The sequence below is a fragment of the Orbaceae bacterium lpD02 genome (assembly GCA_036251875.1).
Lineage (GTDB): Bacteria > Pseudomonadota > Gammaproteobacteria > Enterobacterales > Orbaceae > Orbus > Orbus sturtevantii.
Genome location: CP133960.1, coordinates 1544318 through 1558334 on the forward strand (window position 1 = coordinate 1544318; position 14017 = coordinate 1558334).

General features: G+C 33.8%; 13 protein-coding genes. All 13 read left to right on the top strand.

The features are described from left to right. Positions 1-673: 673 nt before the first annotated feature. Positions 674-877 carry a Flp family type IVb pilin gene (locus RHO12_06695; protein WVD65082.1) on the top strand — a complete coding sequence of 68 codons (204 nt, stop codon included), beginning with the start codon at positions 674-676 and terminating at the stop codon, positions 875-877. A gap of 101 nt (positions 878-978) precedes the next feature. Further along, positions 979-2283, top strand: coding sequence for a CpaF family protein (locus tag RHO12_06700; GenBank protein ID WVD65083.1), 1305 nt, complete (start codon positions 979-981; stop codon positions 2281-2283). Then, on the top strand, positions 2280-3209 hold the full coding sequence (locus tag RHO12_06705; protein ID WVD65084.1) for a type II secretion system F family protein: 930 nt from the start codon (positions 2280-2282) through the stop codon (positions 3207-3209). Before RHO12_06700 ends, RHO12_06705 begins: the two co-directional genes overlap by 4 nt. 15 nt (positions 3210-3224) lie before the next feature. After that, positions 3225-4076: a type II secretion system F family protein gene (locus tag RHO12_06710; protein ID WVD65085.1), complete on the top strand. Its 852-nt coding sequence runs from the start codon at positions 3225-3227 to the stop codon at positions 4074-4076. A gap of 66 nt (positions 4077-4142) precedes the next feature. Beyond that, positions 4143-5378, top strand: coding sequence for a hypothetical protein (locus tag RHO12_06715; GenBank protein WVD65086.1), 1236 nt, complete (start codon positions 4143-4145; stop codon positions 5376-5378). 57 nt (positions 5379-5435) lie between these two features. After that, positions 5436-6266: a hypothetical protein gene (locus RHO12_06720; protein WVD65087.1), complete on the top strand. Its 831-nt coding sequence runs from the start codon at positions 5436-5438 to the stop codon at positions 6264-6266. 1 nt (position 6267) lies between these two features. Beyond that, a complete protein-coding gene (locus RHO12_06725) occupies positions 6268-7704 on the top strand; it encodes a pilus assembly protein N-terminal domain-containing protein (GenBank protein ID WVD65088.1) in 1437 nt (478 codons plus the stop codon). A gap of 17 nt (positions 7705-7721) precedes the next feature. Then, complete coding sequence (locus RHO12_06730) at positions 7722-8891, top strand: hypothetical protein (protein WVD65089.1); 1170 nt, start codon at positions 7722-7724, stop codon at positions 8889-8891. Position 8892: 1 nt separating this feature from the next. Further along, positions 8893-9378, top strand: coding sequence for a pilus assembly protein (locus RHO12_06735; GenBank protein WVD65090.1), 486 nt, complete (start codon positions 8893-8895; stop codon positions 9376-9378). Positions 9379-9392: 14 nt separating this feature from the next. Further along, on the top strand, positions 9393-10169 hold the full coding sequence (gene tadF, locus RHO12_06740) for a tight adherence pilus pseudopilin TadF (GenBank protein WVD65091.1): 777 nt from the start codon (positions 9393-9395) through the stop codon (positions 10167-10169). Positions 10170-10192: 23 nt separating this feature from the next. Then, positions 10193-12124, top strand: coding sequence for a VWA domain-containing protein (locus RHO12_06745; GenBank protein ID WVD65092.1), 1932 nt, complete (start codon positions 10193-10195; stop codon positions 12122-12124). A 19-nt stretch (positions 12125-12143) separates the two neighbouring features. Further along, complete coding sequence (locus tag RHO12_06750) at positions 12144-13421, top strand: hypothetical protein (protein WVD65093.1); 1278 nt, start codon at positions 12144-12146, stop codon at positions 13419-13421. Next, the gene (locus tag RHO12_06755) at positions 13418-13855 is read left to right on the top strand and encodes a prepilin peptidase (GenBank protein WVD65094.1); all 438 of its coding nucleotides are present in this window, start codon (positions 13418-13420) and stop codon (positions 13853-13855) included. Before RHO12_06750 ends, RHO12_06755 begins: the two co-directional genes overlap by 4 nt. Positions 13856-14017: the final 162 nt, after the last annotated feature.

Below are 14017 nucleotides of genomic sequence, written 5' to 3' on the forward strand. Positions count from 1 at the left end.
TAAAAGCGCTTTCTAGGGGCGCTTAATAAATGTTCTGAATAGAAAAATCAACCTGCATGTAGTTAACAACAATAAACCATTTAATATAGTCTGCTTTTATCCCAACATGAGAACATAGTTATCTATCTTGATTAAAACCTTGCACGTTTCCTAACCCAATGCTGCCATAAATATTTATAAAAGCCTTAACAATAGCCTTACAGTTTATTGCTTGTCTTTTGCGAAGGTCATTTGCAATCAAATAATTTTAATCTTCATTGAAATATCAGCTTCGCTTTATCACTCTTATGGTTTCTACTAGAGTAAGAGGTATAACAATTATTTATTTTTGACTAAAATCAATTTATTTATCAAAATAAAACCGCTTTAGTCTTTAATATTTTAAATGCACTCATTTTTATTATCCCTAATAAAAAAACTAAAAAGGTAATCTATTTAAGGTAAAAAATATAACTATCTGACTTTAACTATAAAAAAATACTCAAGCATTAAAATACCTATACCGATAATTGATATAGATAATTCATTCCGATTGAAATTGAATTATTAATAGTTATACGCTTATTGAAACAACATATTTGGCTCGATATAATCCATTTCGAATTGATGCGGTATAGCATCAAGTTCAGTAAACAAAATAAATTAACAACCCTTACTATAAAAGGAAGTAAAAATGAAATTATCTAATTCTATCCGTAAATTTGCTCAAAAATTTGTAAAAAATGAAGCTGGTGTTACTGCAATTGAATATGCAATTGTTGCAGCTGGCGTTGCAGCGGTTGTGATGGTGATCTTCGCCTCTAACGGGCCTGTAGCTACCATGTTAACAGACGTGTTTAATGCTTTATCAACTAAATTACAATCTATTATTCAGTAAGATGAATTAAATAAATAGTTGTCCCCAAATAATTAGCTTTTTTTGAGCTAATTATTTGGTTTATAAAAATAAATAATAAAAATAAGTGATGAAAAAATACAATGAATGAAAAAATAAAAGTTCCTCTTGAGTGGGCTAAAATTAGGGATTTAGTATTCCAGTCACTTGATCTTGATTTAATTGAAAACCTAAAAAATGAGCCGAGTAAGGTTACTCGTGAAATTTTATCAATAATTCGGAGTATTATTAGTTTAGGTGATGCCTATATTTCGTTAGATGAATCAAACGCATTAGCAAGTATGATTTGTGATGAAATTATCGGTTACGGTCCTTTAGACTCATTGATGAATGATCACTCAATTAACGATATTTTAGTCAACGGTCCCAGCAATATTTATATTGAAAAAAGTGGCTCTTTGATTAGGACTAATAAATTTTTCATTAGTGAGCGTCAACTACTTGATATCGCCCGTCGTTTAGTCAATAAAGTAGGAAAAAACCTTGACGAAACCCATCCTTTAGTTGATTCAAGAATGCCTGATGGTAGCCGACTTAATGTCGTTATTCCGCCTATCGCCATCGATGGCGTCTCCCTTTCTATTCGTAAATTTGGCACAGGTAATAGAACATTTGCTGAGTTAATTAACCTTGGGACGTTAGATGAAAACATGGCTAATTTTTTAGTCATTGCCGCTCGCTGCCGTATGAATATTATTGTTTCAGGTGGAACTGGTGCAGGGAAAACGACTTTACTTAATGTTTTATCTCAATTCATTAATGACAATGAACGAACGATTACGTTAGAAGATGCGGCAGAATTACGTTTACAACAAGATCATGTGGTTCGAATGGAAACAAGAATCGGTGGTGAAGATAGCCGAGGCAAAATAACCATGCGAAACTTACTGATGAATGCCTTACGTATGCGACCAGATCGCATTATTCTCGGCGAGTGTCGCGGCGAAGAAGCGTTTGAAATGTTGCAGGCTATGAATACGGGCCATAACGGCTCCATGTCAACACTACATGCTAACACTGCTCGTGATGCACTATCAAGGCTCGAAAGTATGGTGCTAATGGCACAATCTGAATTACCACTAAATGCAATCAGACGTTATATCAGTTCATCCATCAATTTTATTATTCAAGTATCACGGCTACCAGATGGACAGCGAAAAATCACCAGTATTACCGAGGTTGTCGGCATGGAATCAGACAACATTGTTACGCATGACATATTCAAATTTCAAATTAATGAAGAGCGCGATAGTAACAGCAAAATTCAAGGTTTATTTGAATTTAATGGTTTAGTAAGACGTTCAGCGCTTTATGACGCAGCACAATATTACGAACTTGCAGGAATATTAGAAGATGTAATGATAAAAGCAGGTGGAATTAGAAAATGACTCTTATTTTAGCGGTAATCTTAATTTGTGCTTCGATGGTGAGCTTACTATCCTTAAGACGAAAGCAAGGGCGATTACATATTTTTAATAAAATTACTACGCAAAAAAAAATCTTCTCGTCTATGGTCGAAAGTAGTACTCAAAAAGATAAGGAGTTATTCCGTGAAAACGTGAATAAGTCACTGATCGGCAACATTAAAAAGAACTATTATTTAATAATGAATAGTTCAACTGACAGAATAAAGCTATTAGGAATAATAACATTAAGTATTATTGTCAGCTATATCGTTAACAAGCTATATTTTGACCTTAACCCCTATGCCATATTATTGGCAAGTTTTATTGTGACGATTATGACTTTACTTGTCATAAAGAAGCGCCGCCTGAAAAAATATTTTTATGAAAATTTTCCTGAAGCATTAAATATGATTCTGGGGGTGGTTTCTTCTGGTGCATCTGTTTCAGCTGGATTTAAAGAATGTGCGGAGAAACTGGAAGGAACAATAGGCTTAACAATGAAAGAAATATGTAATCGACTAGATGTAGGTGAGAATCCGCACAATGTATTACTTAACTCATACCGCCACCTCCCCTTCCCTGAATACTATTTTTTTATATTGACTATCATGGTAAACCTAGATGGAGGCGGTGAGCTGAAAGAAGTGTTATCCCGTTTATCAAAAATGTTAACCAACAATCGTATTTTGGCCAAAACACGTGACAGTAAAACGGCTGAACTGAGGATGACGGTGATGATTCTTGGTGCAATGCCGGGTCTATTCATTTTACTGCTTAGATTTATCTCGAAAGAAAACTTCGAGTACTTGATGGATACTGAAGGCGGGCATGTCATTCTTTACTATACCGTTGCGAGTGTTAGCTTCGGTGTATTGTTAATAAGAACTATGATAAATAAGATAATTTAACTTGGATGACCACTTATGGCAATTTTGTTTTCAGCATTTTTAATTGTATTTTCGGCTAAAGAACTATTTTATAGTTATCGTTACTATCAACGTAAACAAACGTTAGATTTATTATTGAATGTTGAGAAGGCGAAAGAAGCGATTACCGTTGCGACTAAAAAAAACAAGAATATCGCCTTTGAAAAAATTGTTGCTAAAAATAGCTTAGGTGTCAGTTTTTTACAGCGCTTTCAAGATCAACATTTATGGAAAATTTATGCCATTGTTATTCTTTTTTCCACACTATTTATTATCAATAACTTTATTAATTTTATTGAATTAAGCCAGACGGCTATTATCGTTTCGTTATTTGTTATTATCTGTTTGGTTATCATTGTGCCAGAAAGATTAGTTAAGGCACAAACAGAAAAAAAAATAAGAGGTGTCTCAAGAGATCTACCCTTAGTCATCGATCTGATAGCAATCATGATCAAATCAGGAATGACTATTGAAACAAGCTTTACTTACCTGAGTTCTCGAGTAAAAACGGTTAATCCCGACATTGCATCAATCTTTGAGCGAGCGTGCCTGATGATGGAAGTTAACGGCATCGCCCCTGCGATAGACTTGATTTACCGAGAGGTCCCAAGTAAAGAGATGCGGATGTTTTGTACAACACTAAAGCGCAGTATTAATTATGGCAACTCTATTTATGAAGTCTTGCTGGATCTTTCTTTTGAAATACGCGAAATACAAAGACTGAGTATTGAAGAAAAAATTGCGGCTATCTCCGCAAAAATGACTGTACCAATGATGATCTTTATTCTTTTCCCTGTGCTGGTAATTGTTGCAGGCCCAGTCATGGTTAAACTTTTTACGATGTTTTAAATATTTGTGACACAAATAACTTACTACTTTAAATAATAACAAGAGTATCAAAAGATAAGGGGTACCATGAAAGCAAAATTTCTATTTATGTTTACTATTTTTTTTATCATCACTGGATGCCAGAACGATACAACTAAAAGGGATCTTGATGAAGAACAAAAAATTTATATTAACGAAACAACTAAAAATTATGGTGGATTAATCGAATTATATAAGAATCGATTAAAAAATTCCGATACGGCAGATACTCGCTTAAAACTTGCTCAAGCTTATTACTTATCAGAAGATTTTAGTTCCGCTAAACGAACCTTGTCGCCATTAGTTGATCAAACTAAAGATGATAACATGTTGGTGCTATACGGTAATATTTTATCTAAAACAAAATCGCCAAATTATAACATTGCTAATAAATATTTGGATAGAGCCTTAGAAATTAATCCTAAAAATGGCGAGGCTTATAACCTTAAAGGTATTATTGAAGTCAAATTAGGTAAGCACGATGCCGCAGAATACTCATTCAAAAAATCAAGAGAAATGTTTTACGACGAGAATAAAGTATTAAATAATTTGGCCATGTTAGCAATCTTAGACAAAGATTATTTAGCTGCTTATGATTATCTTAATGTCTTATACAATAAAGGTTACCGAAATAAAACTGTTTTATATAACCTCGTTTTTGCGCTAGTAAAACTAGATAAAGTATCGGTTGCCAAGGAACTTTGCATTCAAAATAAAATGTCAAATCAACCGACTATTTTACTCGAAGAACTAAAACAGGTTGAGCCAAATAAAGGGGTTAATTTTAATGAGCTTATTCCTACTCCTAATGAAATGAAAAAAGCATACACCGAAGAGCAAAATGCAAATTCAATACCTAAACAACCAATAAAAATAACAGAAAATAGTAAAAATAACGCCCCAATAGTTAAGCCAAATAAAACAACGGCTGTTAATACTGACCTTATTGCTATTCGCTCAGGTGAACACAAGTATTTTTCTCGCATTACTATTGAAACAGATAAAAAGCTAAATAGCACTCAATATAGTATTCAAAAAGGCTTAGATAATTCATTTAAAATTAAATTAATCAATATAAATCTGTCTTCAACAAATATTGACCAGATTATTAAAAATATTAAAGACAGTAACCGTAATTTTGCTGATGTTACCGCACAATATAACGCCAATAAAACATTAACAATAAATTTTAAAGTAAAAAATATATCTAACTACAAAATCCTTTACCTTGGGAAAGCAAAAAATGGCCATCGTATTTCCGTTGACTTCTATCTTGCTCAATAGTTTTATAAATTACATAACCACAAAATGATAATAACGATTAATTTGGACTAACCTTTTATGAAAGATAAAAAACTTATTATTTTATATGTTTTAATGCTAGTGATCGGTTTTACGCTGCTCTTTAGTAATTCCTCACCTAAAACCGAAAATCAAATTGCTGAAGCTCAAGCTGAAAAAACACCATTAACCGAAATGGTTACTATAGCTGTCGCCAAGAGAGACATTCCAGCTAGAACCATTATCACTCCCGCTGACTATTATTTTAAAACGATAGAAGTGACTAAACGTGATTTTGATAAAACACAATATGTTTTAACTTCATCACAAATTAATCAACATGTTGTAAAAAATAATATTGAAGAAGGAACAATGATTCAGCACAACTTTGTTGCTTCGCCCAATAGCCGCGAATACCTTACATTGTCACTAAAAGCGGGAGAGTACATCTTTCCTATCGATATTGAGAAAGAAGATGCCTACCTACTAAATAACTTAAAGACTGGTGACTTAATTGATATTTATGTTGTCTATGGCGTAGAACAAAGCTCCAACCGGAACGACAACGAGATCACACTCACATCACCAAGCCGTAATTTTTCAAAAACCAATATAAAGCCACTGATTATGAGCAAAAAAATTCTCTTTATCGAAAATGAAATGGTAAATACTAAGCAAAACTTAGGACGAATTAACCTTGCATTATCGAATGATGAAATAAAATTAGTAAGAACGCTTATGACAAATTCAACTATCGTTGTCTATCCTAGCACTTTTACCCAAAGCTTGGATGATGGCATGATAATGCTAGGCGAGCAAGAAAAAGGCTGGCCACTATCTGAAAGACAAATCCTTAATTACAAACAAATTAATAAGCTAAGAGGAAATTAATATGTCGTTATTAACCCTGCATAAATATTATAAACAAGCACTTAGCTTATCTATTACATTGCTATTAATGGGTGTTTCTTCATCAGCTTTAGCCACAACCTATTACTTACAGCCAGGACAAAGCAAAACAATCAACCTATCCAATAAAATTCATACTATATTTATCGCTAAAGATTCTGTTGCCAATTATGAAGTCGTCGGTGATAAGAGTATTATTATTTATGCCAAAAAAGATGGATTAACCAGTCTCACGGCTTATGATGAAAATGACAATATCATACTAAACGATACTATTAATGTTGATCCTATCCTATCCCAAGTGATCTACCGTATTAAACAAGACTTCCCTAATAGCAATATTAATATTAGTAAATATGCAGCAGGAGGAGCGGGAGAACGCTTCACTTATGTTTTAAGTGGTAATGTTCCGGACTCGGAAACCAAAAATAGAATCCTTGACTTTACTGGCGCAATGATCGGTACAGGACAAAGATCACTTAAAGTAGATAGTTATGGTTCAGAAAATGACCATGAGCTTGAGTTTCTACAAAAAAAATTGTATGACAACATTATTGATAAAATTGAGGTCGTGCAAGAAACGCAAGTTAACGTCAAATTAACGTTTGTTGAAGTCAGTAAAGCATTTACCAATGCGTTAGGTATCGAATGGCAGAGTTTAACCTTAGAAAGTATGATGAAAAATGAGAGTAACATAAACAGTGTCGGTGAATTTACCCTATTAGGGTTAAAAAAAGGCTTTGATATTAATAATATTACAACGGCGATACGTGCTATAGACTCAGATAAGTTAGCTAAAGTATTAGCGGAGCCCAACTTGTCGGTCTTATCAGGTGAAACCGCCTCTTTTCTTGTTGGAGGAGAAATTCCTATTCTCGTAGCGAGTAAAGATAATGAGGCAAATACAATTGAGTACAAAGAATTTGGTATAAAACTAAATATTGGCGCAAAAGTATACAATGGCAAACGGATTCGTCTATTTGTTGCCAATGAGTTTAGTTCACTTTCTGGTAACTACCAATATAATGACTACAATATTCCGACCTTATCCACACGTAAGACTAGTTCCACCGTCGATGTCGCCGATGGCGATAGTTTTGTTATTGCTGGATTAATTAATGAAAAAGATAGCGAGTCGCTGACAAAAATTCCGTTTTTAGGCGATATTCCGATCTTAGGAGCACTTGCGCGTAGTACCATCACTCAGCGAGAAAAAACCGAACTTGTAGTGTTTGTTACCGTAAATTTAGTCACCCCTAATAATAGTTTTAATGGCGTCGAGCTACCAATATTTGAGCGAACGAACTCAACTAATTTATTTTTCAATATTAATAGTAATTTTGATAAACAAAAAGAAAAAACACTCCCTATTTCAAATGAAAGCGAAAAATTTGTAAATTATATGGGATTTATTGAATAGGAAACTCTGAGGTTTATATGCAACTGTTTAGTAAAAATAATCAAAAAAATACAATAATATCCGCTGACAATGCTAGCCAAGATTTTATTGAAGGCAAAATATCAAGCTTTAGTGTCGCCATTATTAGCACCAATAAACAACTCATTGATAATATTCGAGCCATCTTATTCTTATATAATGTATTAAGTATAGAAGTCTTTTCATTAGATTTAAATGGTATTAAAGAAGATACACGTTGGCGAGATTTTGATATTTTTATTATTGATATTGCTCAAGAAAAGGATGCAGAAAAAATTGCAGCCGATATTAATCGCTTTATTCCGATTAGGTCAACCACAATATTAGTGGGCGAAAATGACTCAATTATATTTGCAGATCTTCTGACTAAAAAAGGCATCCATTTTTTATTAAAAGACAAGCAGCTTGAAAAAATACCTGACATACTTTTTTTACGTAGCTCTACACCGCCAGGATCAAGCAAGCGAATTGGTAGTGTCGTAACCTTTCTGTCTTGTAAAGGCGGAATCGGCACATCTTCGTTAATCGTTCATGTATTAAAAAATATTAGCCAATCGACTAATTACCCGATTTTATATATACAAGGGGCAACAACCAGCCAAAATGCGGACTTTCTATTTGAAATGCCAATTGATAAAGAGGGTTTATTTACTCAAATTGATCAATCACTGCAAGTAAAAATAGAACAAGATGATGAAATCGGTGAGTATGGTTATCTGGATTCTGGCTCATTTAACATTACCATCTTAGATCAAAATATTGGTTTGCACTCTTGCGTAAATAAACTTGAGAGCATCGTTAATTTATCTAATATTATTTTTCTGATTGTCAATCGCGATCCTTATTCGATTAAAGTCGCGAAAAATGCATTAGAAGAGGTAAATAGAATGAAGCAAAAAGATAATCACATACAAAATAAGCGATTCTTGATTTGCATTAATGATAACTTACCTGTTGATAAAAAATCATCACTACAAAATGTCGATATAGAAGAGTATCTTGGCAAGCCAATTAATTTTACTCGAAAATATATCCCTAGTCAGGAAAAATTCAAAAAATCCTATCTGGATGCTGAAATCGAAAGTATCTCTGCAGCAGTTATTGGTATCGAAAAAGAGCATAAAAAACATTCAACTTTTTCTTCTTTTATCGCTAAAAAGAAAAGGTAATATGATGCGTAGATTTAATCATTCATTTTTAATGGGAAAAACAGGGGCAATTTCTATTGAGTTTGCCATTATAGTCCCTATGCTGATTTTGCTGTTTTTATTTGTATTAGAAATGAGCCGAATAATGTTAATAGGCTCGGCACTCGATCTCGTCTCAACGCAAATTAGCCGCAAAACTACTGTCACTGAAAATATCAATCAAAGTGCATCATCTTACTCTGTTATTTATAGACAGGCTTTAGCTGATGAAGTTCCTGGTTGGGGAATATTTACATCATTGAATAATTTTACAATAGCGGTAAATTTTTGTAATTCAATTAGTGATGTTATCAATAATCGTTGTAATGAAACACAACCTGCCGAAAATAAGATTATTTTGTTTGACTTACAATATCAATATTCGGCAATTTTTTCTTCCTTATTTAGCAAACTAATTGATGCCTCATTAAATAAGAAAGTGGTTGTTTATCGTGAATTTTATTCTTAATGGCAGGAATGAGTATGATAATAACTAACTTAAGAAAATTTATTAATAATAAAAAAGGTGTGCTTTCTATTGAGTTTGCAGTAGTATTTTTTATTTTTATCGCATTAACTTATGTTGTTTACGATATTTATAGTTCAATTATGTTACAAAATAAATTAGACCGTGCAACTTATACAGTTGCCTCTTTATTTCGAGAACGCACAAGTTTATACCCAACCATTGATGACACTACAAATGGCAATATTGATCCTTCTTTTTCTTTATGCAGTAAACAATCAACATCATGTTTTGAAACTAAAGAGTTACTAGATCAAAAACAAGTCGATGAGATGCAAAAATTAGCAAAAAAATTATTAAATAGAAATGTGGCAATTAAAATAGATAGTTTATTTATTTTACAAAATGTAGATTTCCCTGCCGATTTAAATCAGGCAAAACTAGTCAGTGTTTCTGGATTATCTTGTAATTCATCGGTTTGTAATAATGACGTAAAAAATTATTTTGATTCACTGCCAAATATTGCAGGCAAATCGGGGGCTTCTTTGGCTGACTATACAAAACTCGTACCTTATGTATCGCGAGTCGGAGCACAAGCGGGGATTAATGGTCGTTGGATTCCACTTTATAGAATAAATGTCTGTATCACAAATAATGAAAGCCTATATTTAAAACTATTTGATCGAACTCGCTCAGACAGTAATATTTTGCCTAATTTATGTAGCGAAGCAGTTGTTATCTCTCGTTGTAATGATCTCGGCAATGTAACAAAAAATTGCCCAATATACTTATAAAAATCATATGATAAGCAGGCGCTATGAAAATATCGAATAGACTACTAACTATATATAAAAAATTGATATTAACATTTATTAACAATAACGCTGGTAGCATTATTGTTGCATTCGCAATTATGTCGTCACTTATCTTTATTTGTTTTGTTGTTTCGCTCAACAATGCATATGTATTGAAATCAAGAGCCCAAATATCTGAGGCTAGTAATGAAGCATCATTAGCCATTGTTGCAGTAAATAATAAAAACGCAACAGTTGGGGATATAGATAAAAATGAAAAGCTAGCATTAAGTTATATGAATTATTATTTAACCAGAAAGATCGAGGATGCAAACAATGGCGCAAAAATTGGTGTGACATATAACTCCACAGACAAAGAGTATTATGTATCGTATCAACGAGACGTAAACGCACTAATCAGAATGAATACATTGGGAAAATTAGGTACTTCAATTGCTGTTGGTAACAAAAAAGAAAGTTTTGGTAATACGAGAAAAAGTAATGTACTAGCCCCTATTGACATCGGCTTTGTAGCTGACTTTTCAAGTTCAGCCACCTGCAATTATAATAATATAGCATGCAATGAAGACAGCATCGAATTTTATGGAGATCGCCGATTAGATTATATGCGTACAGCAATTGGAGGAATAATTAACCTTTTTGCCCCCTATTCGGCAATTAATTTTGCTTTTATTCCGTATGATATTGGCGTGCCAGTAAAAAACGATCAAAAAAATCAAGCTGGTGGTAACAGCTACTCCTGCTCTGTGCTTTATAAACTAAAAGATCCTTATGCTGGACTTGATTATAATTTCTGGGCTAATAAGAGTATTTTGTATGGCGAATGGCTAAAATTGAAGCAGCAAGGTGTCATTAATAATTATTTGACCTTTGATTATTTTAACCAGTACCGCAACATGATTTTTTATTACCTTGATTATTACCGCTACTACTATTATCAACAAATTGTGGGGCCAGCATTAAACTATAAAAGTGACGCTGAATTAGTAAGCAGCGGTCTTTGTACCAAAAAACACATGCTAGAAAGCGTTGTTTTAGGAGAATCGATGTATGGTTGTGGCGTAAGCGAAAGTGATTATCCATTAAACTCAAGTAATCGCAATATTGTCACGAACCAATATGCGAAAATGGTACAACTATACGATTATATGTATTCAGGCGATTATGACGCACATTATTCGTTTGCAAACGCACAAACTGTCGACATACAGGGAACATTAGATACGCTATTTAGTGATATGCAAGGCAACACAATAACGTTCACGAAACCTATCGCACCTGCAATGGCTGAATTTTCGCCTTTTATGGGCATGTGTTTGTCTCCAATTTATAATAATAAAATAATGGCTGGCTATAATAAAAATAACCCTAATGCGACATTAGCTAAGACGGCAGGAGCTATGGTAACATTTGACGATTCACTCCGTTTAATACCATTTGACCTAAATAATAATAATAGTGCTCAGCTAGCTAGTTACATAAACGGCAATAAATGGCGACCTGGTGGAGGGACCGATACAATGACCGCCTTGCTAAGGGCTGTACCCGTGTTTGCTAAAGGTCGCAGCCCGCACAAAGTGGTTATTATTATCAGCGATGGTAAAGATGATGCTGGTGCAGACACACTCAGGGATAATTTCCTTGATCAAGGAGTCTGCCAAGTGATCACCAATGGTTTAACCTCACCTATATTTGAACAGCAGGGTTATATTGATAAAGCAGCAGACTCTGCAGCGATATACTATATAAAGTTGGCACCAAAATCGACAGCGCTAGCAAATGATGCCGATTACGAAGCAGAATTTGGCAAATGGTTTACTAAATGTATGAATAAAAATAAACAGTATTTGTATATTGCAACCGATTATCAATCATTGTTTGATATCTCTAAATATATTATTGAGTCTGAAACAGGTGTATTTATTAAACACTAATGAACTAAGGAGGTATAGAATGATACAAAAATTACTCTCTTTTTTACTGATAAATTTATTTATCACTGGTGCATATGCACGAACTGATGCCACCTTATTAAGTACAAAAACCGCCTCGGCTGGTGGTAGCTCATCAAGAACAAATACCGTAAATAGTGGTGCAATTATCGAAAATGGCGATGTATGGGTTTGGGGATACCGAGATGGCGGTATTTCTGGTAATCAATATTTTTTACTTGAATGGGATAAGCCTGAAAGAGTGTCATATTTTGTAAGCCAAGGAAAAAAAATCATTCAAATCGCAGGAGGTGTGCAGCATTTTATTGCCTTAGATATGAATGGCGACGTGTGGGGCTGGGGACACAATGGTTATAATCAAGCTGATGGCGGACAATGCGGCTCTAAAGCAACCACGAATAGTCCATGTCAAGTTTTGCAAGGAAAAGACGTTATTCAAATTCATGCCGGTGAATATGTCTCCTATGCACTAACTAAAAATGGCGAGGTCTATACGTGGGGACATAGCTCACACGGTGAAGTTGGTAATGGTACGCTAAAGGCAACAAATAATGTATATCAGATCCCGCAAAATTATTTTAATAATAAAAAAGTAGTGCTAATTGGTGCAGCTTACGAAGGCGGTTATGCTATTAATAAAGATGGTGAGATTTTTGGATGGGGTGATGAACAAGCAAACTCTTTTGGCTATGATACCACCCCAGTATATCAACGTTCCGTCTTAACACCTAAAAAACTAAATATTTCGATTGATGGAAAGAATATTACCTATATTTGTGGGGGAGAAGGTTTTACCGAATATCTAACAGAAAATGGCGATGTATACGGAATCGGCGAACTGTCTAGAATTGGGCAAGGCGTTTCGCCCTCTTCTCACGAACGCACTGCTACACCAGTAAAAATCATGTCTGATGTACAAGACCTTTATTGTCGATACGCTGGCTCGACTGCAGTTAGAAATAATGATAGTACTCATATTTATACTTGGGGCTCCAACGGCAGTAATGACCCATATTTTATCTATGGGTCAACTCCGCAAAAACGCATAATTAATGGCAAATTAGTCCGACTTGATGGTGGAAAGGACAATTTATATTATTTAAATGATAACGGTGAATATTATGGCGTTGGCTATGGTGGTGGTAATAAATTTGCTCATCACAGTAATACAAATATTGATTGGCCAGGAAAAAGAATAGACTTTTTAGACGATGCAGTAAAAGAGGTTTATGGACAAGATTATATAATAGGACAAGAGGATATAAATAAACTGAAATGACAACCTGGAATAGTTTAGGCTTTTACGCAATTTGGCTAGTATTAATAACCATTTGTTATTCTGATATTCGTTACCGAATAATATCAAACAAGCAAGTAATAGTTTTATTAATCATCATATTACTTAACTATTTTTTAGGGCATGCTGAATTATCCTATTTTAGTGCCATTATTGCTCTAGTCATTGGGATTGTCTTGTTCTATATAGGAGCCGTAGGTGCTGGGGATGTTAAATTAATTAGCGTATTATTACTATCAATACCGAGTAATGAAATTTCGGATTTCCTTGTGATTATGGCATTATTAGGAATCCCTTTGGCATTAATTGCCTTAATAAAAAAAATACGCACCAAAACTAAAACAACAATTCCTTATGGGGTTGCCATTAGTTTAAGTTACATAATTATCACTAGCCAGATTTTATATATAAATTAATAAGACATAATATGTAGCAATAATTAGCGACAACGACACAGAACCTTATGTGCATTGCATAGAAGCACATTTAATGCGATTAAATTATAAGAAATAGGAATGATTTGCTTGTTAGTTGCACCCGATAAAGTATGAAACAAGATTTGGTAAATAACATCACTA